The sequence below is a fragment of the Rudaea sp. 3F27F6 genome, from assembly GCF_005503555.1.
In the GTDB taxonomy this organism is placed as follows: Bacteria; Pseudomonadota; Gammaproteobacteria; order Xanthomonadales; family Rhodanobacteraceae; genus Rudaea.
Map to the genome: position 1 here is coordinate 1,449,518 of NZ_SCNG01000001.1, position 24,420 is coordinate 1,473,937.

Sequence of the window (24,420 nt, forward strand, 5' to 3'; positions counted from 1 at the left end):
TTCCTTAACTCTTGGGTTGCGTGCTCGCTTCCTGCGCGGCGAGGCGCTTGGTCGCTAGCTCGTTGTTGTAAAAAGTATACGACAGGGTCAGCTGCTTGATGTCGGCGGGCAGCTTCGGATCGACGACGAAACGCACCGGCATGCGCCGCGACTCGCCCGCCTTGAGCATCTGCTCGGTGAAGCAGAAGCACTCGGTCTTGTTGAAGTAGAGCGAAGCGCGGTTCGGCGCGATGCTCGGCACGGCATTGCCGACGATCGCCTCGGGCGCGAGATTGCTCGCGTCGAACCAGGCTTCGGTCAGCACGCCGGGATGCACCTTGACGCTGAACACCTCAGGCGCGAACTTCCAGCTCAGCGCGCTGTTGACGTTGCCGACGAACTGCACTTCGACCGTGCGCTCCATGTCCGGCGCGAAGCCCGCGACCTTGGCGCCGTCGGCGACCTTGTTCTCGAACTTGATGCCGAAGATGTGCTCGCAGGCGATGCGGTAGATCGGCGGCATCACGCGGAAGCCGAACAGGAACGAAGCGACGCAGACGATCAAGCCGATCTTGATCACCCGCCAGTTCTTCTTTTGGCTTTCGCTCTGACTCTCGTTCGTATTGCTCATCGATGCGTGCTCACGGTCTGCACGAAGAACAGCACGAAGATCGTGAACGCCACGCCCGCGACGATCCATGCCGTACGCCGCGCGGCAGCGCGGCGGCGGTCGATGTCGTTAGCGGGGGCGTGCTGCATTGATCCAACTCAAAACTTTCAAAATTTGCGGATTTTGTTGAAAAGTGCGGCCACGGACGGCCGCTTCTTGATTCTCGCGATCAAGGACGGTCGCAAAAATCAATGACTCACGTCACCGTGCGCGAGCATGCCCGGCTTGATCACCGGCGGCGTCGTGAAGGTGTGGTGCGGCGCCGGCGAAGGCACTTCCCACTCGAGGCCGTGCGCGCCTTCCCACGGACGCTGCGTCGCCTTGACGCCCGACTTCTTCGACACGGCGAAGATCGCGATCATCATGAACGGCGTCAGGAACATGCCGAACGCACCGATCGAGGAAATGAAGTTCCAATCGGCGAAGGCGACGTTGTAGTCCGGAATACGGCGCGGCATGCCGGCGAGGCCGAGGAAGTGCTGCGGGAAGAAGGTCAGGTTGACGAACACCATCGTCCACCAGAAATGGAACTTGCCCCAGGTCTCGTTGACCATGCGGCCGGTCCACTTCGGCCACCAGTAGTAGATCGCGGCGATGATCGAGAAGATCGCACCGGTCACGAGCACGTAGTGGAAGTGGGCGACGACGAAGTAAGTGTCGTGGTACTGGAAGTCGGCCGGCACGATCGCGAGCATGAGGCCGGAGAAACCGCCGATGGTGAACAGGATGACGAAGCCGATCGCCCAGAGCATCGGCGTCTCGAAGGTCATCGAGCCCTTCCACATCGTCGAGACCCAGTTGAACACCTTCACGCCGGTCGGGATCGCGATCAGCATCGTCGAGTACATGAAGAACAGCTCGCCGCCGAGCGGCATGCCGACGGTGAACATGTGGTGCGCCCAGACGATGAACGACAGGAACGCGATCGAGGCCACGGCGTACACCATCGCCTGATAGCCGAACAGCGGCTTGCGGCTGAAGGTCGGGATGATTTCCGACACGATGCCGAACGCCGGCAGAATCATGATGTAGACCTCGGGGTGACCGAAGAACCAGAAGATGTGCTGGAACATCACCGGGTCGCCGCCGCCGGCGGCGTTGAAGAAGCTCGTGCCGAAGAACTTGTCGGTCAGCAGCATCGTCACCGCGCCCGCGAGCACCGGCATGACCGCGATCAGCAGGAACGCCGTGATCAGCCAGGTCCAGGTGAACAGCGGCATCTTGAGCAGGTCGACGCCCGGCGCACGCATGTTGAGGATCGTCGCGATGATATTGATCGCGCCCATAATCGAAGAGATACCCATCATGTGCACCGCGAACACCATGAAGGCGACCGAGGCGCCGCCCTGCAGGGCGAGCGGCGGGTACATGGTCCAGCCGCCGGCCGGGCCGCCGCCGGGCATGAACAGCGTGCCGAGCAGCATGAGGAAGGCGAACGGCATGATCCAGAACGACCAGTTGTTCATGCGCGGCAGGGCCATGTCGGGCGCGCCGATCTGCAGCGGAATCATCCAGTTGGCGAGGCCGACGAAGGCCGGCATGACCGCGCCGAAGATCATCACCAGCGCGTGCAGCGTGGTCATCTGATTGAAGAAGTACGGCTGCACGTGCTGCAGGCCGGGCGACATCAGCTCGGTGCGGATCACCACCGACATCGCCGCGCCGATCACCGCCATCGTGAACGCGAAGATCAGGTACAGCGTACCGATGTCCTTGTGGTTGGTCGTGAACAGCCAGCGATCAAGAAAGCCTTCCGGCTTGTGATCGTGGTCGTCGTGGGCGTGGTCGTCTGCGTGCGCGGCGGTGTTGGCCATGATTGGAACCCTTATTTTTGCGATCATCCCTGATCGCGAGAATCACAAAGCGGTCGTCCTGACCGCACTTTTCAATTGAGCGCCACTTAGCCGTGCGACGGCGCAGCGGGGGGATTCTGTTGCGCGACCGGCGCAGCGGCGGCCGCAGCGGCAGGCGGGTTTTGCGCCGCTTCCTGCTGGTCGAGCCAAGCCTTGAACTCTTCGGGCGGCACGGCCTTGACCACGATCGGCATAAAGCCGTGGTCCTGGCCGCACAGCTCGGCGCACTGGCCGCGGTAGATGCCCGGCTCGCGGATGTTGGTCCACGTGTCGTTGATGATTCCGGGGATCGCGTCGGACTTCCAGCCGAGCGCCGGCACCCACCAGGAGTGGATGACGTCGTCGCCGGTGATGACGAAACGCACCTTGGTGTTGGTCGGCAGCACGAGCGGCTTGTCGACGTCGAGCAGGTAGGTGTTCTCGCCCTGCGCGTTCTTCACGTCGGCCGGGTTGAGGCCGGAGTGCAGCTGGCGCGTGCGGTCGCTCACGCCGTCAAGCTTGGAGATGAAACGCACGTGGTAGGCCTTGTCGCCCCAGTTGACGTAGTCGTAGCCCCACTTCCACTGATAGCCGGTGATCTTCACCGTCATCTGCGATTCGTTGGTGTAGGCCTCGCTGATCAGCACCTTGGTCGCCGGGTAGGCCATGCCGACCAGGATCAGGATCGGCGTCACCGTCCACAGAATCTCGGCCTTGGTGTTATGCGACCACGTCGCCGCGACCGCGCCTTTGGATTTGCGGAACTTGAACATGGCGATGAACATCGCGCCGAACACGATCGCGCCGATGACGACGCAGATCCACAGCGTCAGCATGTGCAGGTCGTAGGCTTCCTGTGACGTCTGCGTCACGCCCGGGTGCATGTTGAGCTGCCACGGTGCACGCTCGGCCGCCGCGAGAGCCACCGACCAGCCCGCCGCCAGCACGGCCCCCAATCCCAACTTGCCCACAACTCGATTCATTCCATCACCTAGATGTTTGATATCCATCCGCTCGCGCAGAGGCCGCTTTTGCGTTCTGCCCGGACCGCGGAAATTCACCGCCGGCCATCCTGACCGCAGTACGTTTCACGCGATCGTCCGTGACCGCCAAATCGCAACGAGGCCGTCCCGGCCCCTCTTCAATCCACTTCTTCGCCGCTTCGCCTGGCATGCGCGAGCAGCTCGTTCAACTGTCGCGCCAGCGCGGCACGCTCGGCTTCGTTCAAAAACCGGCCGATCTCGGTCTCGCGCCCGTGCGAACGCAGCACGAGCCGGCTCGGCCAGCCGAACCTGCGGCCCGGCTTCAGCTCCAGACGCGCCCAGTACGGGTGAAACCGCGGCGGTTCCGCGCTCGCGTCCGTACGCGCGACCTCCACTGCCGATGCGCTCAGCGTAATCACCTCGCCCGCGGCGCTTTTGCGCCAGACGCGGCTCAGGGCATACGCCACCACACCCAACTCCAGCACGGCGAAGAACGGTGCGAACACGTTGCCGCGCCACGCCGCCAAGCCCGCAAAACTTCCCGCGGCCATGCTCTGCATGGCGAGGAACAGCCAAAGACCCGCGCGCGTCAGCGATCGATGCGGCAGGATCATCAGCCTTGCCGGCAGCGTCGAAGCCGCTTTCAGCGTCTCGTTCATCGCGCGCCAAGCCATTAAAGCCCATAAATGATAGTGAGCGCGCCGAAACCGGGCAAGAGACGATGTTGTTCCGACGCGGATTTCCGCACAACGCCGCGGCCCCGGCGGCGCATCGCCTGCGACATTTTGCCTCGCCCGCGACCGCTTCCGCGCACCTCGCGGCGATGTTCGGCTCGCCGAGCCTCGACTCGCCGCCGCGTCGCCGGAGCGCACCAAAGGCGCCGATTCTTCACGTCGATGCGTGGCGAAATGCCCGCGAGCGCACCGAATACGTATGCAGCTTTCTTCGCACGCGCACAGCGCGCGCTAAGCTCACCGCCCAAGAAATCAAGGCGACGCGCGCACCGCGCGCAACCGCCACGGGGAGCCGATTTTTCATGTCCGATCCAGCCTGGTGGCGCGGCGCCGTCATCTATCAAATTTATCCGCGCAGCTTCTTCGACACCGGCGGCGACGGCGTCGGCGACCTGCCCGGCATCATCGAAAAGCTCGACTACGTGGCGAGCCTCGGCGTCGACGCGATCTGGATCTCGCCGTTCTTCAAGTCGCCGATGGCCGATTTCGGCTACGACATTGCCGACTACCGCGAAGTCGATCCGCTGTTCGGCAGCATGGCCGATTTCGACCGCCTGCTCGCCAAGGCGCATGCGCTCGGCCTCAAGGTCATGATCGACCAGGTATTGAGCCACACCTCGAACGCGCACGCCTGGTTCCGCGAGAGCCGCGAGGACCGCACCAATCCGAAGGCCGACTGGTACGTCTGGGCCGATGCGCGCGCCGACGGTACCCCGCCGAACAACTGGATGAGCTTGTTCGGCGGCATCGCCTGGCGCTGGGAGCCGCGGCGCGGCCAGTATTACCTGCATAATTTCCTCGCCGCGCAGCCCGATCTGAACTTCCACAACCCCGACGTGCGCGCGGCGACGCTGGCGAACCTGCGCTTCTGGCTCGACAAGGGCGTAGACGCGTTCCGCCTCGACGCGATCAACTTCTGCTTCCACGACGCGCAACTGCGCGACAACCCGCCGAAGCCGGTCGAGCAGCGCGTCGGCCGCGGCTTTTCGCCGGACAATCCCTACGCGTTCCAGTACCACTGGTACAACAACACGCAGCCGGAAAACCTCGGCTTCCTCGAAGACGTGCGCCGCCTGACCGACGAATATCCGGGCACGGCGACGCTCGGCGAGATTTCCTCCGAAGACTCACTCGCGACCACGGCCGAATACACGCGCGCCGGCCGCCTGCACATGGGCTACAGCTTCGAGTTGCTCGTCGACGATTTCTCCGCGGGCTACATTCGCCGCACCATCGAAACGCTCGAGACCAAGGTCGTCGACGGCTGGCCGTGCTGGGCCGTGTCCAACCACGACGTCGAACGCGCAGCGAGCCGCTGGGGCGGCGCCGAGCCGGCGCCCGATTTCGTCAAGCTGCTTGCCGCCCTGCTCGGCTCATTGCGCGGCTCGGTCTGTCTCTATCAGGGCGAAGAACTCGGCCTGCCCGAAGCGAACGTGCCGTTCGAGGCACTGCAGGACCCCTACGGCGTCGCCTTCTGGCCGAACTTCAAAGGTCGCGACGGCTGTCGCACGCCGATGCCGTGGACCGATGGCGACGACGCCGGCTTCAGCGCCGGCAAACCCTGGCTGCCCGTGCCGGCGGCGCATCGCGCACGCGCCGTGGCGCGGCAGGAAGCCGACGCAGACTCGCCGCTCAACGCGTTCCGGCATTTCCTGCGCTGGCGCAAGACCCAGGCCGCGCTCGTGCTCGGCGATATTCGTTTTCTCGACGCCGACGAACCCGTGCTGATGTTCACGCGCACGCACGATGGCGAAACCGTACTCGCCGCGTTCAATCTCGGCGGCGATCCGATAAGCGTGCCCGCGCCGCAAACACTGCATTTGACCCAGACCGACTGCCCCGGCCCGCGCAACGGCCGCATCGAGGCGGGACGGATGGTGTTGCCGGCATATGCGCTGATCTATGCTCGCGTCTCCGCATAAGCCGAAGACCCGCACATGATTCTCAAAGCCGTCGCCGCCACCGCTTTGTTGACCTCGATATCCGCCGCGGCCGCCGTCGCCGACACCGACGGATTCGTCATTTGGCAGAACTTCATCGCTTTCGAGAACCGGCACGCAGGCGCCGCTGTGGAAAAAGCCGGCTATCGCCTCGACTCGAACGGCACGGCGCGGACGATTCCGATGCAGGCGATGCGCAGCGAAACCGCGAGCCCGATCGTCGATGCGCTGTTCGCGCTCGCCCAAGTCGAAGCCGACGGCGCCAAGACCAAGGCCCTGACCGACGGCGCCTACAACCACGGCAAGCCGATTGCGTGCGACTGCTTCGTCACCGGCGTGAAGTGGCCTTTCGTCTGGACGCGCGATTCGGCCTATTCGATCGACCTCGGCCTTGCCTGGCTCGACCCGGCGCGCTCGCGGCGCACGCTCGACTTCAAACTCTCCGACGTGCGCGAAGCCTCTGCGCAGCAGGGACTTTACGTCGTGCAGGACACGGGCTCGGGCGGAAGCTGGCCGATTTCGACCGACCGCGTCGCCTGGTTCCTCGGCGCGCGCCGCTTGCTCGACGACAAGGCGTTCGCCGACAAGACGTACAAGGCGCTCAAGGACACGCTCGCGCAGGACAAGCAATATGTCTTCGACGCGCAGTTCGGCCTCTACCGCGGTGAAACCTCGTTCCTCGACTGGCGTGAACAGACCTATCCGGTCTGGACGGAAAAGAACGTGCGCTTCATCGCCGAGTCGTTCGCGCTGTCGACCAACGTGTTGCACTACGAGGCGCTGCGCCTCGCCGCAACGATGGCGCAGGCGCGCAACGACGCAGCCGCAGCGCAATACCGCAACGAAGCCGATGCCCTGCGCGCGGCGATCGACCACCGTTTCTGGCGCGAAGACCGCGGCCTCTACATGAGCTATATCGGCCCCGCGGATGGGCCGCAGACGATCGAAGCCTACGACCTGCTCGGCACCTCGCTCGCGATTCTCGCCGACATACCCGCGCCCGACCGCGCGCGCAAGGCGCTCGCGAACTACCCGACCTGGCCGGCCGGCAGCCCGGTGATCTGGCCCGAGCACCGCGACGCCGCGATCTACCACAACCGCGCGATCTGGCCGTTCGTTTCCGCTTATGCGCTGCGCGCGGCGCGCAAGCTCGACGACGGCAAACGCATCGCGCACGAGCTGCTCTCGATCCTGCGCGGCGCGGCGCTGTCGGGCTCCAACTACGAGAACTACGAACTCGTCAGCGGCGCCGTCCACGTCGAAGACGGCAAATGGAGCGGCCCAGTCGTCAACTCTCCGCGCCAGCTCTGGTCGATCGCGGCGATGCTCGACGCGGTCGTGCAGGGCGTGTTCGGGGTCGACGGCGACAAGATCGAACCAAAGATTCCTGCCGAACTCGTGCCGATGCTGTTCGGCACGCGCAACGAAATCCGTCTGCATCTGGCCGACCGCGACATCGTCCTGGTCAAGCCTGCGCATTTCGACCAGGATAATCTGCTCGTCGCCGGCGAAACCGAGCGCAAAGGCAAGAACGTACGCGTGCAGCTGCGCAGCGCGGAGGCGACGCCGATGGCGTTGCGGTTCAACAGCGTGCAATTCGCGCCCGACACGCCCGAGATCATTCCGACCGCGCCGAAGATCGCCGACGGCAGCCATGCGCCCGTGCGCTTCTGGCTCGACGGCAAACCCGTGCAGACCTGGAAGCCCGGCAGCGACCAGGCGCTCAAGAGCGTCGAGATCGCCGACACCGGCGCCTTGCAAAGCCTGTGGACGACGCGCGTCGATCCGACCAGCCAGCTCGAATCGCTGCCCGGCCCGATCGTGCGCCTCGGCCAGTTCGACGACGTCGGCGGCGCGTGGCCGCGAACCTGGACGCCCACGCGCGATGGCCGCTACCAGCTGCGCCTCGGCTACGAAAATCCGCACGGCCCGATCAACACCGGCGTCACCGCCGCAGTGAAGACGCTCGCGATCGACTGCGGCGGCGAGGCGAAGCAGAGCGCGCCGCTGGTGATGCCGCACACCGTCGCCAAAGATCTCTCGACCGCGGCCGCGTTCACCGCGAAGGCCGGCAAGAAGTGCACGTTCACCCTTGAACAAGGCTTCAACATGAGCTTTTTGTCACGCAACCGGCTCTACACCGGCGAACAGGGCGGCGAGAAAGGCCCGGTCAACGACGCGGACTACGGCACGCTGCGCATCGTGCCGTTGCCGTAGCTTTTCCTTCTCCCGCCGGGAGAAGGTGCCCGAAGGGCGGATGAGGGACGCACGTTTCGATCTATTCAATCGCTTCATCCATTGCCAGGCTTTCCCCTCATCCGGCGCTTCGCGCCACCTTCTCCCGCAGGGAGAAGGGAAGAAATACTTTTTCGCGAGTTCTTGATGACGAACAAACCCAACCTGAGTTTCTGGCAAATCTGGAACATGTGTTTCGGATTTCTCGGCATCCAGTTCGGCTTCGCCCTGCAGAACTCGAACGTGAGCCGCATCTTCCAGACGCTCGGCGCGAGCGTGGACGATATCCCGGTACTGTGGATCGCGGCGCCGCTGACCGGCCTCGTCGTGCAGCCGATCGTCGGCTATCTGTCCGACCGCACCTGGACGCGGCTCGGCCGGCGGCGGCCGTATTTTCTCGTCGGCGCGATCGCCGCGACGCTCGCGTTGATCGCGATGCCGAACTCGTCCGCGCTGTGGATCGCGGCCGGCCTGCTGTGGATTCTCGACGCCTCGATCAATATCTCGATGGAGCCGTTCCGCGCTTTCGTCGGCGACCAGCTGCCGACCGCGCAGCGGCCGAGCGGCTATGCGATGCAGAGCTTCTTCATCGGCACGGGCTCGATCATCGCGAGCCTGCTGCCTTGGCTGCTCGCTCAGTTCGGCGTCGCCAACGTCGCCGCAGCCGGCGCGGTGCCGGACACGGTCAAATATTCGTTCTATCTCGGCGCGGTCGTGTTGTTCGGCGCAATCCTGTGGACCGTGCTGTCGACGCGCGAGTATCCGCCTGAAGTGCTGCGCGATTCGTCCGATACGCCCGCAGCCGATGCAGCAGCGTCGCGCGATACGTCACGCGCGACGACCGCCGATCTGCTGTGGCTGATTGTGGGCATCGCGATCGCCGCCGCGGTCTGGCACTTCAAGATCGACAAGCAGCTTTATCTGCTAGCCGGCATGATCGCGGCCTACGGCCTGCTGCAACTCATCGCCGGCGCGATGCGCACGCACAACATCCTCACCGACATCGTCGGCGATCTGCGCGCAATGCCGCAGACGATGCGCCAGCTCGCCGTTGTCCAGTTTTTTTCCTGGTTCGCCTTGTTCGCGATGTGGATCTACACGACGAGCGCAGTAACCGAAGTTCACTTCGCGACAAAGGACGCCGCCAGCGCCGCGTACAACGAAGGCGCGAACTGGGTCGGAGTGCTGTTCGCCGCCTACAACGGCTTCGCCGCGGGCGCGGCGATCCTGATCGCACCGATGACGCGGCGGCTCGGCCTGCGCCTGACCCATCTCGTCAACCTCGCGCTCGGCGGCCTCGGCCTGCTGTCGTTCCTCTTTATTCGCGACCCGCACTGGCTGATCGCCTCGACGGTCGGCATCGGCTTCGCCTGGGCGTCGATCCTGTCGATTCCCTATGCCCTGCTCTCCGACAGCGTGCCGGCGCAGAAGATGGGCGTATACATGGGCATCTTCAATTTCTTCATCGTGATTCCGCAGTTGCTCGCGGCGAGCGTGCTCGGTTTTCTGCTCAAGACTTTTTTCGGTGGTGCGCCGATGGCGGCGTTGGCGATCGGTGGGGTTAGTCTCATCTTGGCGGGGGTTTGCACGCTGCGCGTGCGGGAGACGGCGTAGGACGCGCTTTGCGTGTTCGTTTTCTCTCTTGGTCCGAGAGTTTTCGTAGGGGTGCGATTTATCGCGCGCGGCTTTGCTTCTTTCGCTCGTCATTCCTGCGGAAGCAGGGCTTTCAATAGCCGCAAGGCTGGTCATCCAGCTCCTGCTCTCGCTCGTCATTCCCGCGTGCTTCTAGCGGGAATCCAGCGACTTTGCTTTGGTTTTTTGTTGGTCTAAAAGCAAAGGCTTCCACTCGTCCTGCGGACGAGCGGGTCACTTTCTTGTCTCCAGCGACAAGAAAGTAACCAAAGAAACGCCGCCCCGGGAGCCGCGCCCTCCGCGCTACGCGCTACGGGTGTGCGAGGCCATGCCGGGGTTCGCTCGATGGACATCCCTGTCCATTCGCGAACTCGCGCGCATCCTGCGCGCGACCCTGAAGGGCGAATCCGTCATGCCCTCGCCGCGGCTGACGGGGACCCGAGATCAAAAGACAGATCAAGAGCCTGCACGAAGGTCGCTGTGGCTTTGGCGCGCACGAAGCGCGCTGCTCCGGCTCCCGGGTCCCCATTACATTGCGGCGGCAGCGGACGACCAGGCCCCGCCGGGGTGCGCGCGAGGATCGCGCGCATTCCGCTATTGCACACGGATGTGCAATTAGCGGAACCCGGCCGTTGGCGCGGACCCTATGGGCAGGATGCCCATAGGGCGCAATGTTCTGGGGCGGCGTTTCTTTGGTTACTTTCTTGTCGCTGCTGACAAGAAAGTGACCCACTCGCCCGCAGGGCGAGTGGAAGCTCTGCTCTTAGACCAAAAAAAGCAAAGTCACTGGATCCCCGCCAGAAGCGCGCGGGGATGACGAGCAAGAGAAGAGCTGGATTCCCGCTTCCGCGGGAACGACGAGCAAAAAAGTAACCACGAACGGCAGAGAGAAAACCCGTCAGCAATGAATTTCGCATTGCCGAGAAAAACGACCTCGCTCTTCATCGAACAAACACGACTTCCTTAATACCTTCGCTCGACAACGAAACACGCAAACGCTTCATCGCAGGATCGTACGAGGCATCCGTCGCCGATTTGCCATCGATCGTAACCGCCGACGGCGCCGCCTCGACGCCGAGGAACTCGACGGCGCCGACGCGCTGGTAGGCATTCGACTTCGGAATATCGAGCGTCACCTTGCCTTCGGCAACGGCGACCTTGATCGTGCGCGAGGCACCTTTGCGATAGGCGTAGCCGTCGCCGGCATCTTGATAGATTTCGCTCGTTCCGGCGGCGCCGGTTGCGACGGCGATCGTCAGCGGCGCGTTTTTCATTTCGCCGGTGCGCTGGATCACGGGCTGGGTCGGCACGCTTGCGCCGGCGCGCACGAGCAGCGGCAGGCCGTCGAGTGGGGCGTCGACGACGATCCATTTGCCGCCGTCGTGGCGTGCACCGCTCCACCAGTCGATCCAGGCGTCGCCTTTCGGCAGGTATACCTTGCGCGAGCGCCGGTTCTGCTCGACGACCGGGGCGACGAGCAAGTCGCCGCCGACCAGGTATTCGTCGGCGATGAGCGCGGCGGCGGTGTCGTGCGGATAGTCGAACCAGAGCGGGCGCAGCGGCGGCGCGGCGCCGGCTTCGCTCTGCGCGAACAGCGTGTAGATGTACGGCAACAGGCGGTAGCGCAGTTCGATCGAGGCACGGTTGATGCGCTCCCAATCGGCGCCGTGGCTCCATGGCTCGCGCTGCTCGGTATCGGCGGCCGAATGCGTGCGGAAGAACGGCGTCAGCGCCGCGGCCTGCAGCCAGCGTGCATAGAGTTCGGGCGTCGTCGTCGCGGCGAAGCCGCCGACGTCGGCGCCGACGAACGGCACGCCCGAGATCGACAGGTTGGTCAGCAGCGGAATGGTCAGCGCGAGATGATCCCAGCTCGCGTCGTTGTCGCCGCTCCACACCGCGGCGTAGCGCTGCACGCCCGCATAGCCCGCGCGCGTGATGACGAACGGGCGGCGTTCGGGCGCGAGCTTGGCCAAGCCCTCGAAACTCGCGCGCGCCATCTGCATGCCGTAGACGTTGTGATAGCGCGCGTGCGCGCCCGGATCGCCGTCGCCGTCGTGTTTCACGTCGAGAGCGAAGGTCTTCTGCGGGCCCTGCGCGATCGGCGGTTCCTTGAAACCGTCGGGCGAAAAGACCGCCGGCTCGTTCATGTCGTTCCAGAAACCGGCGACGCCTTCATCGAGCGATTTCTTGTACAGCGCGCCCCACCACGCGCGCGCCTTCGCATCGGTGAAGTCGGGAAACGCGCAGATGCCGGGCCAGACTTTCTCGTGCAATTCCTTGCCGGCCGCGTCGCGCACATAGATGCCCGCGTCGCGCCCGCTGCGGTAGACGGCATAGTCAGGATCGAACTTGACCCCCGGGTCGACGATCGTCACCGCGTGGAAGCCGTCGCGGCGCAGGTCGGCGAGCATCTTTTTCGGTTCGGCGAAGGTCTTCGGGTTCCAGGTGAAGACGCGGTAGCCGTCCATATAGTCGATGTCGAGATGGATCACGTCGGCCGGGATCTTCTTTTCGCGGAACGTGTGCGCGATCTCGGCGACTTTGTCTTGCGACATGTACGAGTAGCGCGACTGCTGATAGCCGAGCGCCCACAGGGGCGGCAGCGCGCTGCGGCCGGTCAGCGCGGTGTAGTCGCGCAACACGTTCGCCGGAGTGCGTTCCGCGCCGCCCGTGAACACGTAGTAGTTCAGCTCGCCGCCGTCGGCGCCGAAGGTGTAGCGGCGCGGGTCGGTCTTGCCCATGTCGAAAACGCTGCGCCAGGTGTTGTCGAAGAACACGCCGTAGCTCTTGCCGTCGCGCAGCGCGATGAAGAACGGAATGGTCTGGTAGAGCGGGTTCGTGCCGAGCGCGTATCGGTACGAATCGGTATTCCAGTTGACCAGGTACTGCGCGTCGCGCGAAATCGGCAGGGCCTGCTCGCCGAAGCCGTAGTAAAGCTCGTAGACGCCGCGCTGCTTGGATGTTTCGACCGCGCCGGTTTCGGCATCAAACGCCATTGGCCGCGCCGGATCGTCCGCGGCGACGAGGTTGCCGCCCGCATCGTAGACCGCGACGGAAAGCACGGGAGTTTTCTTCACCACCACGCGCGCACCACCGGCGCCCTGTGCGCGCAGTTCGCTGCGCTCGGCATTGTCGTCGAACGCGAGCTTCACCGACGGCGGCGCGTTGCCTTCGAGCGCATAGGAGAAATCGCGGCCGAATTTTCCGTTCGGACTCATGCGCACGCGCACGACGCCCGGCGCGACGAAGCCGATGACGACGTGGGCGCCGCTGCTCGTGGCGAACTCGACGCGGTCGCCGACGCGTGTCGCCGCGGTCACCGCGCCGACGCTCTGCCAGGCGGCCTGCGCCGGAAGACTTGCCGCCCATGCCAGCAGCGCGACGAGCGCGCGCTTCGCTTTCCACGTCATTGCCGACTCTCCCCGATCGTTGTGTGCGCCGATGATGGCCGATCGGCCGCGCCGAATCTTCCGCATACGAATGCGCCGCCGCAATGAATACGTATGCAAGAAATTGTAAGGGCGCAACCGCACGACTAGGCTAGCCTCAGTTTGAAACGGCATACAGCGTGGCTGGGAGACCCGGCCGTTTCTCGCAAGAATTCCATCAAAAAAAGAGTGACGGCGCGGGCCGAAGAACGGGCGCCGACACCACTCAATCACCTGGGGAGGACAAATGACACTCAAGCGTAATTTGCTCGCGCTCGCGATCGCGTCGATTTTCGTCGGCGCCGCACACGCGGCACCGGCGGCCGAAGTTGCCGCCCCAGAGCAGGCGACCACGACACCCGACACGGCCGATGCGGCGAAGAAGAAGGACGACAACACGGCCGAACTCGGCGAGATCCAGGTCACCGGCACGTTCCAGAAGAGCCTGATGAAGGCGATGGACGCCAAGCGCGAGTCGCAGACCATCGTCGAGGTGATCTCGGCCGAGGATATCGGCAAGCTGCCCGATTCGAGCATCGCCGAAGCGATCAGCCGCCTGCCCGGCGTCGCCGGCCAGCGTCTCGACGGCCGCCAGAACTCGATCAGCGTGCGCGGCTTCGGCGAGGACTTCAGCGCCACCACGTTCAACGGCCGCGAGCAGGTCAGCATCGGCGACAACCGCGGCGTGTCGTTCGATCTGTATCCGGCCGAGATCATGTCCGGGGTCAAGGTGTACAAAACTTCGGAGGCGAGCCTCGTCGCCCAGGGCATCGCCGGCACCATCGACCTGATGACGGTGAAGCCGCTCGAAGTGCCGCGCACGTTGCACTTCGGCGTCGACGCGGAGAAAAACAGTTTCGGCAAGCTCAACGCCGACGGCAAGGACCGCGGTTGGCGCGGCGATTTCGCCTACGTCGACAAGTTCGCCGAAGGCAAGGTCGGCGTCGCCGTCGCCGCCGCGATACTCGACTCGCCCAACCAGGAGAAGCGCTGGCAGGCCTGGGGTTATCCGACCGACCCGGCCGGCGATTTTCTGCTCGGCGGCGCCAAGCCGTTCGTGCGCTCCTCGGAACTCAAGCGCGACACCGTCATGGCGGTGGTCGAGATGAAACCGTCCGACAACCTGCACGTCAACCTCGACGCGCTGTACATCAAGTACAAGGACAAGAAGATCCTGCGCGGCATCGAAATCCCGGGCGCGATCTGGGGCGGCGACTATTCGGTCATCAGCGCAAGCAACGGCTTCGTCACCAAGGCGCTGTGGCCGAACCGCGCGGCGCAGGTGCGCAACGATTTCCAGCGCCAGGACGCCAAGCTGCGCGCGTTCGGCGCCAACGCGATGCTCTATCTCAACGGCAACTGGTCGCTCAGCGCCGACGCCACTTACAGCGAGGTGAATCGCGACACATTCAGTCTGGAAAGCTACTCCGGCGTCGGCCGGCCGAACTGCTCGGGCGGACTCGACACGCGCACGCGCGACAACATCATCGTCGACATGCTCTCGGGCAACGACGGCGCAAGATTCACCCCGTCGTTGAACTACAGCGATCCGAACCTGATCCACCTCGGCGGCGCGCAGTGCTGGGGCAACGGCGTCTCGGTGCCGGCGAACGGCCAGGACGGCTTCATCAACATGCCGCACGTCGACGACAAGCTCAGCGCATTTCGTCTCTCGGGTCTCGGCGAGTTCGACGGCGCTTTTTGGAAGAGCCTCACCTTCGGCGTCAACTATGCCGACCGCAAGAAGACCAAGGTCGACGACGGCATCTACCTGACCTCACCCGACTACCCGGGCGTCGGCGCGGTGCCGAAGCAGTTTCTGCTGCCGAGCACGGACCTCGGCTTCATCGGCATGGGCCCGATGCTCAGCTACGACTCCTACGCGCTGTGGAAGAGCGGCTACTACAAGCAGACGCCGGGCAGCCTGACCGATCCGAATCGCCTGCTGAATTCGTGGCGCGTCGACGAGAAGGTCACCACGTACTACGTGCAGAGCAATTTCGACACCGCGCTCGGCGACACGCGCCTGAACGGCAATTTCGGCGTGCAGGCGGTACATACCGACCAGAGCTCGAGCGGCTATGCCGCGACGATCGACACGAACGGCAGCACGCTGGGCGCGCCGGTCTCGGGCGGAACGAGTTACTGGAACGTGCTGCCGAGCATGAACCTGATCTGGCACCCGACCGAGACGCAGCAGGTGCGCTTTGCCGCGGCGCGCGCGATGTCGCGCTCGCGCATGGACCGCATGAACGCGAGCGAGGGCTATACCTTCGACACCACGCTGAAGGTGTTCGGCGGCCAGTATTCGAACACCGCGCTGAAGCCGGTGAAGTCGGATCAGGTCGATCTGGCCTGGGCGTCCTATTTCAGCCGCGACTCCTTCGTCTCGATCGGCACCTTCTACAAGAACCTGACCGACTGGCAGGTGCTCGTGCCGACCCTGACGGATTTCACCGGCGTGAAGCCGCCGAGCGGACAGACGCCGATCAGTTGGAAAGGCTACGTCTCGCAGTGGCAGAACACCGCATCGGGCCACGTCAGCGGCATCGAGGCGCAGTTCGTCCTCGCCGGCGGCGTTATCCATCCGCTGCTCGAGGGCTTCGGCGTCACCGGCAGCGCGACCTTCCTCGACGGCTCGATTCCGTTCAAGGGCCAGCAGATCACCGTGCCCGGTTTGTCCAAGCGCATCTACAACCAGACCTTCTTCTACGAGAAGAACGGTTTCAGCGCGCGCATCAGCGGCACCTATCGCAGCGACTTCCTCGGCGAAGTGCAGGACATCGCCTTCCAGCCGACCCTGGTGCAGGTGAAAGCCGCGCACCTGTGGGACGCGCAAGTCAGTTACACCTTCGAGAAAGCGGACAACCCGGCGCTGCACGGGCTGACCCTGACCTTTCAGGTGCAGAACCTGTCCAACACGCCGTTCGTCACCTACAACAACGGCGACCCTCGCCAGATTCGCGACTATCAGAACTACGGTCGGGATTACATGATCGGTCTTCGCTACAAGTTCTGAGGTTCGTTTGAATAGGCGGCGATGAATGGGAGTTTCGCCCGGACACCACGGAAGCCGCTGCGCATCGCCGTCTCCTCGTCCATACACGTTTCGACTCAAGCACGACACCGATTCTCAAGCGACGCACTTTCATACTGGAGCATAGCGATGCGAACTCAATTTCTCCGCGGGCCCACGGCTCTCCGCCCGCTCGCACTGGCCGCCGCGCTGTTCGCGGCGACCCCGCTTTACGCGCAGACTTGCACCTCGATCGGCCCGGTCACTTCGAAAGACACGATCTACCAGTTGCTGACCGACCGCTTCTTCAACGGCAGCACCAGCAACGACAAGCCGACCGGCTTCGATCCTTCGCTGTTCGACGGCACCGGCAGCGACTTGAAGCTCTACCAGGGCGGCGACTGGGCCGGCCTCTCGCAACATATTTCCTATCTGAAGAACATGGGCGTCACCGCGGTGTGGATTTCCGCGCCCTACTTCAACCGCGACACCGAGATCGACGACTACCAAAGCGGCGGCGGCATCAACCGCTGGACCAGCTTCCACGGCTACCACGCGCACAACTACTTCGTCACCAACCGCCACTTCGGCTCGATGGCCGACTTCAATTCGCTGTGCAACACGCTGCACCAGAACGGCATCAAGCTGATCATCGACTTCGTCACCAATCACACCAGCCGCTGGCAGAACCCGACGCAGAACTTCTCTCCCGAGGACGGCAAGTTGTGGGAGCCGAACAAGGACGCCAACGGCAACTATCTGTTCGATTCGTCGGGTGAACCGATCGTCGTCGGCAGCGCCTTCGAGACCCTGCTCGCCGATCCGAACAACAACACCAACGGCTGGTTCCACGATCTCGGCGACCGCGGCACCGACTCGTCGCGCTTCGGCTACCGCCACAAGGATCTCGGCTCGCTCGCCGACTTCTCCCAGGAGAACGGCAACGTCGTCGCCCACCTGGAAAAAGCCGCGCTGTTCTGGAAAGCCAAGGGCGTGGACGGTTTCCGCCACGACGCCACGCTGCACATGAATCCGGCCTTCGTCAAAGGCCTGCGCGACGCGATCGATTCTTCGGCCGGCGGCCCGGTCACCCACTTCGGCGAATTCTTTATCGGCCGCCCCGATCCGAAGTACGACGAATACCGCACCTACCCGAACCGCACCGGCGTCAACGATCTGGACTTCGAATATTTCCGCGCGGCGACCAACGCGTTCGGCAGTTTCTCCGAGACGATGGCCGACTTCGGCAACATGCTCGTGCAGACTCAGACCGACTATAGTTACTCCAACCAGGCGGTGCCGTTTCTCGACAACCACGACGTCACCCGCTTCCGCAACATCCAGCCGAACGACAAGCCGTATCACGCGGCACTCGCGACCCTGCTGACCTCGCGCGGCATCCCCGCGATCTACTACGGCACCGAGCAGTACGTCACCGGCGTGGACACCAGCGACACCGGCGGCCGCCGTTATTTCCAGACCACGACGACGGCGAACGAGACGACCACCGCGTTCAAAATCGTGACCGCGCTCTCGGCCCTGCGCCAGGCCAACGATGCGATTCCGTTCGGCACCACGAGCGTGCTCTACAGCAACAACGACGTGCTCGTGTTCCAGCGGCAGTTCTACGACAAGCAGGTGATCGTCGCGACCAACCGGCAGCCGTCGGTCTCGTACACGGTGCCTGCGATCAACACGTCATTGCCGACGGGAACCTACGCGGACTCGCTCAACGGCCTGCTCTCCTGCGGCTCGGGCACGGTCACGACGGTGAGCGGGCAGAACAAGATCTCCAGCTTCACCCTCGCCGGCGGACAGACCTGCGTGTGGTCCTACAACCCGTCGCTCGGCACCACGGTGCCGCGCATCGGCGACATGATGCCGACCACGGGCCGGGCCGGAAACACCGCGTACATCTTCGGCCGCGGCCTCAGCGGAACGGTCACCGTCAAGTTCGGCACGACCGCGGCGACTGTCGTCTCCAACTCCGATACGCAGATCAAGCTGACGGTGCCGTCGGGGGTGACCGGCCTGACCAGCGTGACGGTGACGAAGGGCACGAGCACGAGCAACGGCTTCACCTACAACGCGCTCTCGGGCGACCAGAATCAGGTGATCTTCCACGCCAATGTGACCACCAATTCGGGTGAGAACATCTACGTCGTCGGCGACATCGCCGAACTCGGTGGCTGGGACGCGAACAAGAGCACCGAAGCGATGCTCAACCCGAACTACCCGGGCTGGTTCCTGCCGGTCAGCGTCCCGGTGAACACGAGCTTCCAGTTCAAGTTCATCAAGAAGGACGCGAGCGGCAACGTTACCTGGGAGACGGGCAGCAATCGCAGCTACACCTCGGCTTCGGGTTCCACGGCGACGGTGGACACACCGACCTACTCGCCGGCGTTCTGACCCTTGCGCTACCGGAGCGCCGCCGCGCGCTCCGGTAGCGATTTGCCTACAATCGCTAGCGCGGGCTGCGCCACGCAGTCCGCGCCTATCCGGATTCGCTCGAACCGGATGCGTATCGATGCCTCGACGGGGAGAGCGCATTGGCGGAAAAAATCAGCCATGTGGTGATCGTCGGCGGCGGCACGGCCGGCTGGATCGCCGCGGCCCTGCTCGTGAAGATTCTCGGCAACGCGCTGAAGATCAGCGTGGTCGAGTCCGAACAGATCGGCACGATCGGCGTCGGCGAAGCGACCATCCCGCCGATCCTGACGCTCAATCGCGCACTCGGCTTCGACGAAGCGGATTTTATCCGCGCCACGCGCGCGACGATCAAGCTCGGCATCGAATTCGAAAACTGGAGCGGCATCGGCAGCCGCTACATGCACGCCTTCGGCGGCATCGGCAAGGATTTCCCGTTCTGCACCTTCCACCACTTCTGGACGCGCTCGCTGCGCGAAGGCCGGCGCGAAACTCTGTGGGACTATTCGCTCAACTACCAGGCCGCGAAGCGCAACCGGTATGCGCCGCTCGATCAGATCGAGAGCGGCAAACTGCCGGGCCTGGTCCACGCCTACCATTTCGACGCGGGACTCTATGCGACCTACTTGCGCGCGTTCAGCGAGCGCCTTGGCGTACAGCGCGTCGAGGGCCTGATCACCGATGTCGATCTCGATGCCGCGAACGGGCATGTGAGGTCGGTCCGCCTGCAAGGCGGCGGCGAAGTCGCCGGCGATCTGTTCATCGACTGCTCGGGCTTTCGCGGCCTGCTGATCGAGCAGGCACTCAATACCGGCTACGAAGACTGGGGCCACTGGCTGCCGTGCGATCGTGCGCTCGCTGTTGCCAGCGAGTCGGCCGAACCGCTGACTCCTTACACGCGCGCGATCGCGCACCGAGCCGGCTGGCAGTGGCGCATCCCCTTGCAGCACCGCACCGGCAACGGCCTGGTCTACTGCAGCCGCTATCTCGGCGACGACGAGGCCAAGGCGCTGCTGCTCGCCAACCTCGATGCGGCGCCGCTCGGCGAGCCGCGGCCGATCGCGTTTCGCACCGGCCGGCGCAAGCGCCAATGGAATCGCAACGTGGTTTCGATCGGGCTGGCCAGCGGCTTTCTCGAACCGCTCGAATCGACCAGCATCCATCTGATCCAGTCGGGCATCATCCGTCTGATCAAGCATTTCCCGCATGCCGGCATCGCCGGCGCCGAGGTCGACGAGTACAACCGGCAATCGCAGATCGAATTCGAGCACGTACGCGACTTTCTCATCCTGCACTACTGGCAGAACGCGCGCGACGATTCGGAGTTCTGGCGCGAATGCCGGCGCATGCCGTTGCCGCCGTCGCTGCAGCACCGCATCGACTTGTTCGCGGCGACCGGCAAGCTGTTCCGCGCCCAGGACGAACTGTTCGGCGAACTGGCCTGGCAGCAGGTGATGATCGGCCAGGGCATTCTGCCGCGCGACTATCATCCGCTCGCCGACGCGCTGAGCAGGCCGCAGCTCGACGAACTGCTCGACGGCGTGCGCGCGATGATCGGCCGCGCGGTCGACGGCCTCGACTCGCATCGCGAGTTCATCGAGCGCTGCGACCGCCGCGCCGGTGCAGCCGAGGCCTGAGCGCCGACACCGACGCCTGGCGATTTTTCGACGGTTGAAAGTGGCGATTGTGCGCAAGCGCCGAGTTGAACGACACTTCGCGTTTGGGGCGAGCGCACTTCATCCGTAGGGGACACGATGCACGCGACGATCAGCACGACCGAAATTTTTCTTATCGCGATGGGGATCATCCTCACCGTGCCGTACCTGATCTGGCGCATCGGCCGCACCGACTACTTTGCCCCGCTCGTCGTCGTGCAGATCATCGCCGGCATCCTGCTCGGCCCGGGCATCCTCGGCAAAGTTTTTCCCGACTACTACGCTTTCGTCTTCAGCCCGGCCGTGATTGCGCCGCTCAACGGCATCGCCTGGTGGGCGGTGATGCTGTTCGTCTGCATCGCCGGCGTCGAACTCGATCTGAAGAAAGTCTGGGAATACCGCGCCGAATCGGGCGTCACCGCCGGTCTCGCGCTCGGCACACCGCTCGCGTTCGGCAGCATCGTGGCGGTCGGCCTGCTCGCGTTTCCGGGCTGGATCGGGCCGAAGGCGCTGGACTGGCAATTCGTTCTCGGCGTCGGCATGGCCTGCGCGGTGACCGCGCTGCCGATCCTGATCCTGCTGATGGAGAAACTCGAAATCCTGCGCCAGCCGATCGGCCAGCGCATCCTGCGCTATGCCAGCCTCGACGACGTCGCCATCTGGGGCGTGCTCGCCGTGATCCTTATGGACTGGGCGCGCGTCGGCAAGCAGGCCGGGTTTCTCGTCGCATTCGCTCTCGTCACCCTCGTGTTCCGCCGGCTCATGCGCGCGCTCGCCGAGCGCGATCGCTGGTACATCGCCCTGATCTGGCTCGTCGCCTGCGCCTGGGGCGCGGACTGGTCCGGCCTGCACTACATGGTTGGCGCCTTCCTCGCCGGCGCGGTCATGGACGCGGACTGGTTCGATCAGGAGAGCATGGACCAGTTCCGCCGCTTCGTGCTGCTCGCCTTTATGCCGGTGTTCTTTCTCTCGACCGGACTGCGCACGAACTGGGACGTCGGCGGCGCCGCGGTGTTTCTTGCCGCGGGCGTGCTGCTCGTCGCCTCGGTCAGCGGCAAGCTGATCGGCATCCACGCCGCCGGGCGCATTCTCGGCTGGCCGCGCGGCGAAGCCTCGATCATCGGCTGGCTGCTGCAGACCAAGGCGCTGATCATGATCATCTTCGTCAACATCCTGCTCGACAAACAACTGATCACCAACGAGACCTTCACCGCCCTGCTGCTGATGGCAATCGCGAGCACGATGCTGACCGTGCCGATCGTCGCGCCGCGCCTGCGCCGTGCGCATGAGCTGATCTTCAAATCGGCCTGAGCGGCGCACGCGAATCACGTTCCGATTCGCAAAAGTCCGTTCGCCCTGAGGTATCGAAGGGCGAACCGGACGCACGCCGCTACCGGCAGCTCACCGAGTTGACGCCGAACCGCGCCTGCGCTGCGTCGCTTTCATCCGACTCGAATCTCGATGTTGTGCCGATCGGGATCGTAAAAGTACAAGGCCTCGGCCATGCCCGCGGCGCCGAGCGCCGAACCGCTGCGCCCATCGCGCTCGAACGGGCCGCCGCCGAAAGGGATGCCGAGATCGAGCAGGCGTTGCCGCGTCGCATCGAATTCGTCGCGGCCGAGGCGGAAGGCGAGGTGCATCGTGTCGCGCACTTCGCCTTCGAGCAGATCGAGCACGAGGCCGGCGTTGACGCGCAGAGCCTCGAACGGCCCGCGGCGGCCTTCGTGGACAAAGCCGAGCGTGCGCGTGTAGAACTCGGCCGATTCCGCACTGCGCCGCACGCGCAGAATCAGGTGATCGAGCGCGATCATGGCCGACACGCTCAGGCCAGCGCCGACGCGTAGCGGAACACGGCCATCGCGATCACCGCGAGGCCGAGCAGCCCGGCGGCGGCACGCACGCCGATCAACTGGCGGCGGCGCAGCACGGCGATTCGCTGCAGCGTGTCCGCCGGCGGCGGCGCCGCGTCGGCAAGCGCCTGCTGCAGGCGGCCGAGCTGCATTCCGGCCGGCCGCGCAATGGCGATGCCGACCGCGATCGACAATAGCGCCGCAGCCGCGCCGGTCTTGAGCACGAAGCCGCCGGCCGACGCGTCCTGCGCGTGCAGCACGGCGAACAAATAAATGCCCGACAGCACGGTCAGCAGCGCGGCGATCATCGACGACATCCCCGCGCGGCGCGCGGCGAGGCCCATCCAGCGCCCCGCGCCCTCGGCGCCGTGACGCAGCGCGATCGGCACAATCACCGAAGCGAGCATGAAAGTCGCGCCGGCCCAGGCCACACCGGCGATGACATGGATCGCGCGAGCCAGCACAATGAGATCAATCTGCAGCATGACGGTCTCCGTTTCGCAATTTCGATATACATACTGTACATCTAATTCATGAATGTCAAGCGCCGCAAGGCGACCACGCCGCCTGTCGCGTCCACACCGGACGGCCGCCGTCCGTACCACAGCGCCGTCCGCGCCGAAGCGGCCGACGCGACACGTGCGCGCATCATCGAAGCCGCGCGCGCCCTGCTGAGCGGCGGCTCCGGCAAGCCCGCGTTCTCCATCGACGGCGTTGCGCGCGAGGCCGGGGTGACGCGCCTGACCGTATACAACCGCTTCGAGTCGCGCCTCGGCCTGCTCGAAGCGGTGTTCGACGACGTCGCCGAGCGCGGCGGTCTGCTCACCGACTTGCCCGCGGCTTTCGCCGAAAGCGATCCGCATGCCGCGCTGCACCGCCTCGTCGCGGTGTTCTGCCGCTTCTGGGCGCGCCACGACGCGCTGATGCCGACCTTTCATGCGGTGACGAAGATCGACGAGGAGATCGCCGCGAGCCTGAGTCAACGTTCGGAGCGGCGCCGGCACGGCCTCGGCGTTCTCGTCGCCCGGCTCGTGCCGAACGCGGGCAAGGCCAGGCAGGCCGACCTCGTCGATGTGCTGTTCGCCCTGACCGGTTTCGAAATGTTCGAAGCGCTGTCAGTGCGCAACCGCGGCGCGAAGGCGGTCGAAGCGCTGATCCAGACGCTCGTCGCCGAAGCCGTGCGCGCGCTCGCGGAAAACTAGACGGCGTTACGCCGGCTGGTGAAAAAGCCGTTCAACGTGAGGCGGCCGCGCAGCGGATCGGCGCTGAGCCGGTCCGGCGCGAAGATGTCGCCGGAGTGCAGCATGCTGCCGTCGTAGAAGACGATGCGGTTCCATTTCGCCGCGACGCGGCCGATATGCACGAACCAGTCATTCGACTCGTGGATGTAGCTCTGGGCGATGCCGTACTTGCGCGTAAACGCCTCGGCCGACAGCGCAAGCGCGTCGCGGAACAATGCGGCGGTTTCCGCCGGCGAACGTGCCGGCTCGTAGAAACTGGTGCCGCCGAGAGTTTCGTCCTTGAACAGATAGAGCACCGAGGCCTGGATGCTGTGGCGTGCGTCGATGTCCTGGCCGTCGGCGTGGCAGATCGACTGGTACGGCCGCAACGCCTGCGGCGGCAGCGTGACCAGCGACAGCCGGCACTGCATGTGCAGGATGCGCCGCGCATCGAACGCGCGGCGCAGATGCTCGGAGAAAAAATCGCCGAGCCGCGCGGCGACCGGTGCCGGCATTTCCAGATAATTGCCCGGATACGCGCTGAAGTTGACCGGATTGAAGCGGCCGCGATGCGCCGCGGCGAATTGCACGAGCGCATCGGGATCGGTCAGTGCATCGTCGATCACATAACAGGCGTTGCCGTTCGGCAAGCGCAGCCGTTCGATCTGCGGCCGCGGATTGAACGCGGCGATATGTTCCAACCCTTGCATGCGGCGCGGCTCGCTTCGGTTCGCTTCGGCGGACGCGCAACGATAGCACCGCCTCTGCAAACCGTGCGCGCCACACGATTTCGCCGCGGCGGCTTTAGCGATCGCAGCG

17 protein-coding genes are annotated in these 24,420 nt (G+C 64.7%); 8 read left to right on the top strand and 9 right to left on the bottom strand.

The genetic code is table 11. The annotated features are described in order from the left end of the window. Window positions 1-4: 4 nt before the first annotated feature. The 5 genes from FFS30_RS06235 to FFS30_RS06250 form a co-directional block, all read right to left on the bottom strand. Window positions 5-610, bottom strand: coding sequence for a cytochrome c oxidase assembly protein (locus FFS30_RS06235; RefSeq protein WP_137912204.1), 606 nt, complete (start codon window positions 608-610; stop codon window positions 5-7). Further along, on the bottom strand, window positions 607-738 hold the full coding sequence (locus FFS30_RS24405; protein WP_283235193.1) for a hypothetical protein: 132 nt from the start codon (window positions 736-738) through the stop codon (window positions 607-609). The genes FFS30_RS06235 and FFS30_RS24405 overlap by 4 nt, the downstream gene beginning before the upstream one ends. Before the next feature lie 99 nt (window positions 739-837). Continuing rightward, a complete protein-coding gene (gene ctaD / locus FFS30_RS06240; RefSeq protein WP_137912205.1) occupies window positions 838-2,463 on the bottom strand; it encodes a cytochrome c oxidase subunit I in 1,626 nt (541 codons plus the stop codon). Window positions 2,464-2,549: 86 nt separating this feature from the next. Then, window positions 2,550-3,464 (bottom strand): cytochrome c oxidase subunit II, encoded by a 915-nt coding sequence (gene coxB, locus FFS30_RS06245; RefSeq protein ID WP_137912206.1) that lies wholly within the window; start codon window positions 3,462-3,464, stop codon window positions 2,550-2,552. A gap of 158 nt (window positions 3,465-3,622) precedes the next feature. Next, window positions 3,623-4,123: a DUF2244 domain-containing protein gene (locus FFS30_RS06250; RefSeq protein WP_249352206.1), complete on the bottom strand. Its 501-nt coding sequence runs from the start codon at window positions 4,121-4,123 to the stop codon at window positions 3,623-3,625. Between the two features lie 377 nt (window positions 4,124-4,500). Here FFS30_RS06250 and FFS30_RS06255 point away from each other — a divergent pair, with 377 nt between their 5' ends. From FFS30_RS06255 to FFS30_RS06265, 3 genes are all read left to right on the top strand, one after another. Then, a complete protein-coding gene (locus tag FFS30_RS06255) occupies window positions 4,501-6,120 on the top strand; it encodes an alpha-glucosidase family protein (RefSeq protein ID WP_137912207.1) in 1,620 nt (539 codons plus the stop codon). Between the two features lie 15 nt (window positions 6,121-6,135). Beyond that, on the top strand, window positions 6,136-8,355 hold the full coding sequence (locus FFS30_RS06260) for a Six-hairpin glycosidase-like protein (protein ID WP_137912208.1): 2,220 nt from the start codon (window positions 6,136-6,138) through the stop codon (window positions 8,353-8,355). 165 nt (window positions 8,356-8,520) lie between these two features. Next, window positions 8,521-9,987, top strand: a complete 1,467-nt coding sequence (locus tag FFS30_RS06265) for an MFS transporter (protein WP_137912209.1) — start codon at window positions 8,521-8,523, stop codon at window positions 9,985-9,987. Between the two features lie 959 nt (window positions 9,988-10,946). Here FFS30_RS06265 and FFS30_RS06270 read toward each other — a convergent pair. Next, on the bottom strand, window positions 10,947-13,415 hold the full coding sequence (locus FFS30_RS06270) for a glycoside hydrolase family 31 protein (RefSeq protein ID WP_171014447.1): 2,469 nt from the start codon (window positions 13,413-13,415) through the stop codon (window positions 10,947-10,949). A 265-nt stretch (window positions 13,416-13,680) separates the two neighbouring features. On the opposite strand from FFS30_RS06270, the gene FFS30_RS06275 reads away from it, so the two are divergent. From FFS30_RS06275 to FFS30_RS06290, 4 genes are all read left to right on the top strand, one after another. Then, window positions 13,681-16,452: a TonB-dependent receptor gene (locus FFS30_RS06275; RefSeq protein WP_137912211.1), complete on the top strand. Its 2,772-nt coding sequence runs from the start codon at window positions 13,681-13,683 to the stop codon at window positions 16,450-16,452. Between the two features lie 147 nt (window positions 16,453-16,599). Continuing rightward, complete coding sequence (locus tag FFS30_RS06280; protein WP_137912212.1) at window positions 16,600-18,858, top strand: alpha-amylase family glycosyl hydrolase; 2,259 nt, start codon at window positions 16,600-16,602, stop codon at window positions 18,856-18,858. 140 nt (window positions 18,859-18,998) lie between these two features. Next, window positions 18,999-20,513 carry a tryptophan halogenase family protein gene (locus FFS30_RS06285; RefSeq protein ID WP_137912213.1) on the top strand — a complete coding sequence of 505 codons (1,515 nt, stop codon included), beginning with the start codon at window positions 18,999-19,001 and terminating at the stop codon, window positions 20,511-20,513. A gap of 117 nt (window positions 20,514-20,630) precedes the next feature. After that, on the top strand, window positions 20,631-21,842 hold the full coding sequence (locus tag FFS30_RS06290) for a cation:proton antiporter (RefSeq protein WP_137912214.1): 1,212 nt from the start codon (window positions 20,631-20,633) through the stop codon (window positions 21,840-21,842). Between the two features lie 131 nt (window positions 21,843-21,973). Here the strand turns inward: FFS30_RS06290 and FFS30_RS06295 are convergent, their stop codons facing one another. Continuing rightward, a complete protein-coding gene (locus FFS30_RS06295) occupies window positions 21,974-22,342 on the bottom strand; it encodes a VOC family protein (RefSeq protein WP_137912215.1) in 369 nt (122 codons plus the stop codon). Window positions 22,343-22,353: 11 nt separating this feature from the next. Then, window positions 22,354-22,866, bottom strand: a complete 513-nt coding sequence (locus FFS30_RS06300) for a hypothetical protein (protein ID WP_137912216.1) — start codon at window positions 22,864-22,866, stop codon at window positions 22,354-22,356. Window positions 22,867-22,914: 48 nt separating this feature from the next. Between FFS30_RS06300 and FFS30_RS06305 the strand changes: the two genes are divergently transcribed. Then, entirely contained in the window at window positions 22,915-23,583 is a 669-nt protein-coding gene (locus FFS30_RS06305; RefSeq protein WP_137912217.1) for a TetR/AcrR family transcriptional regulator, read from the top strand. Here the strand turns inward: FFS30_RS06305 and FFS30_RS06310 are convergent. Further along, window positions 23,580-24,311, bottom strand: a complete 732-nt coding sequence (locus FFS30_RS06310; protein WP_137912218.1) for a DUF6445 family protein — start codon at window positions 24,309-24,311, stop codon at window positions 23,580-23,582. The two genes, FFS30_RS06305 and FFS30_RS06310, sit on opposite strands and share 4 nt — an antisense overlap. Between the last annotated feature and the right edge of the window lie 109 nt (window positions 24,312-24,420).

Excerpts from the sequence above, each read along its gene's own strand:
- FFS30_RS06295 (WP_137912215.1), bottom strand. The coding sequence starts at position 22,342 with ATGATCGCGCTCGATCACCTGATTCTGCGCGTGCGGCGCAGTGCGGAA.
- FFS30_RS06290 (WP_137912214.1), top strand. The coding sequence starts at position 20,631 with ATGCACGCGACGATCAGCACGACCGAAATTTTTCTTATCGCGATGGGG.
- FFS30_RS06275 (WP_137912211.1), top strand. The coding sequence starts at position 13,681 with ATGACACTCAAGCGTAATTTGCTCGCGCTCGCGATCGCGTCGATTTTC.
- FFS30_RS06255 (WP_137912207.1), top strand. The coding sequence starts at position 4,501 with ATGTCCGATCCAGCCTGGTGGCGCGGCGCCGTCATCTATCAAATTTAT.
- ctaD (WP_137912205.1), bottom strand. The coding sequence starts at position 2,463 with ATGGCCAACACCGCCGCGCACGCAGACGACCACGCCCACGACGACCAC.
- FFS30_RS06250 (WP_249352206.1), bottom strand. The coding sequence starts at position 4,123 with ATGAACGAGACGCTGAAAGCGGCTTCGACGCTGCCGGCAAGGCTGATG.
- FFS30_RS06300 (WP_137912216.1), bottom strand. The coding sequence starts at position 22,866 with ATGCTGCAGATTGATCTCATTGTGCTGGCTCGCGCGATCCATGTCATC.
- FFS30_RS24405 (WP_283235193.1), bottom strand. The coding sequence starts at position 738 with ATGCAGCACGCCCCCGCTAACGACATCGACCGCCGCCGCGCTGCCGCG.
- FFS30_RS06280 (WP_137912212.1), top strand. The coding sequence starts at position 16,600 with ATGCGAACTCAATTTCTCCGCGGGCCCACGGCTCTCCGCCCGCTCGCA.
- FFS30_RS06260 (WP_137912208.1), top strand. The coding sequence starts at position 6,136 with ATGATTCTCAAAGCCGTCGCCGCCACCGCTTTGTTGACCTCGATATCC.
- FFS30_RS06265 (WP_137912209.1), top strand. The coding sequence starts at position 8,521 with ATGACGAACAAACCCAACCTGAGTTTCTGGCAAATCTGGAACATGTGT.
- FFS30_RS06310 (WP_137912218.1), bottom strand. The coding sequence starts at position 24,311 with ATGCAAGGGTTGGAACATATCGCCGCGTTCAATCCGCGGCCGCAGATC.
- coxB (WP_137912206.1), bottom strand. The coding sequence starts at position 3,464 with ATGAATCGAGTTGTGGGCAAGTTGGGATTGGGGGCCGTGCTGGCGGCG.
- FFS30_RS06305 (WP_137912217.1), top strand. The coding sequence starts at position 22,915 with ATGAATGTCAAGCGCCGCAAGGCGACCACGCCGCCTGTCGCGTCCACA.
- FFS30_RS06270 (WP_171014447.1), bottom strand. The coding sequence starts at position 13,415 with ATGACGTGGAAAGCGAAGCGCGCGCTCGTCGCGCTGCTGGCATGGGCG.
- FFS30_RS06235 (WP_137912204.1), bottom strand. The coding sequence starts at position 610 with ATGAGCAATACGAACGAGAGTCAGAGCGAAAGCCAAAAGAAGAACTGG.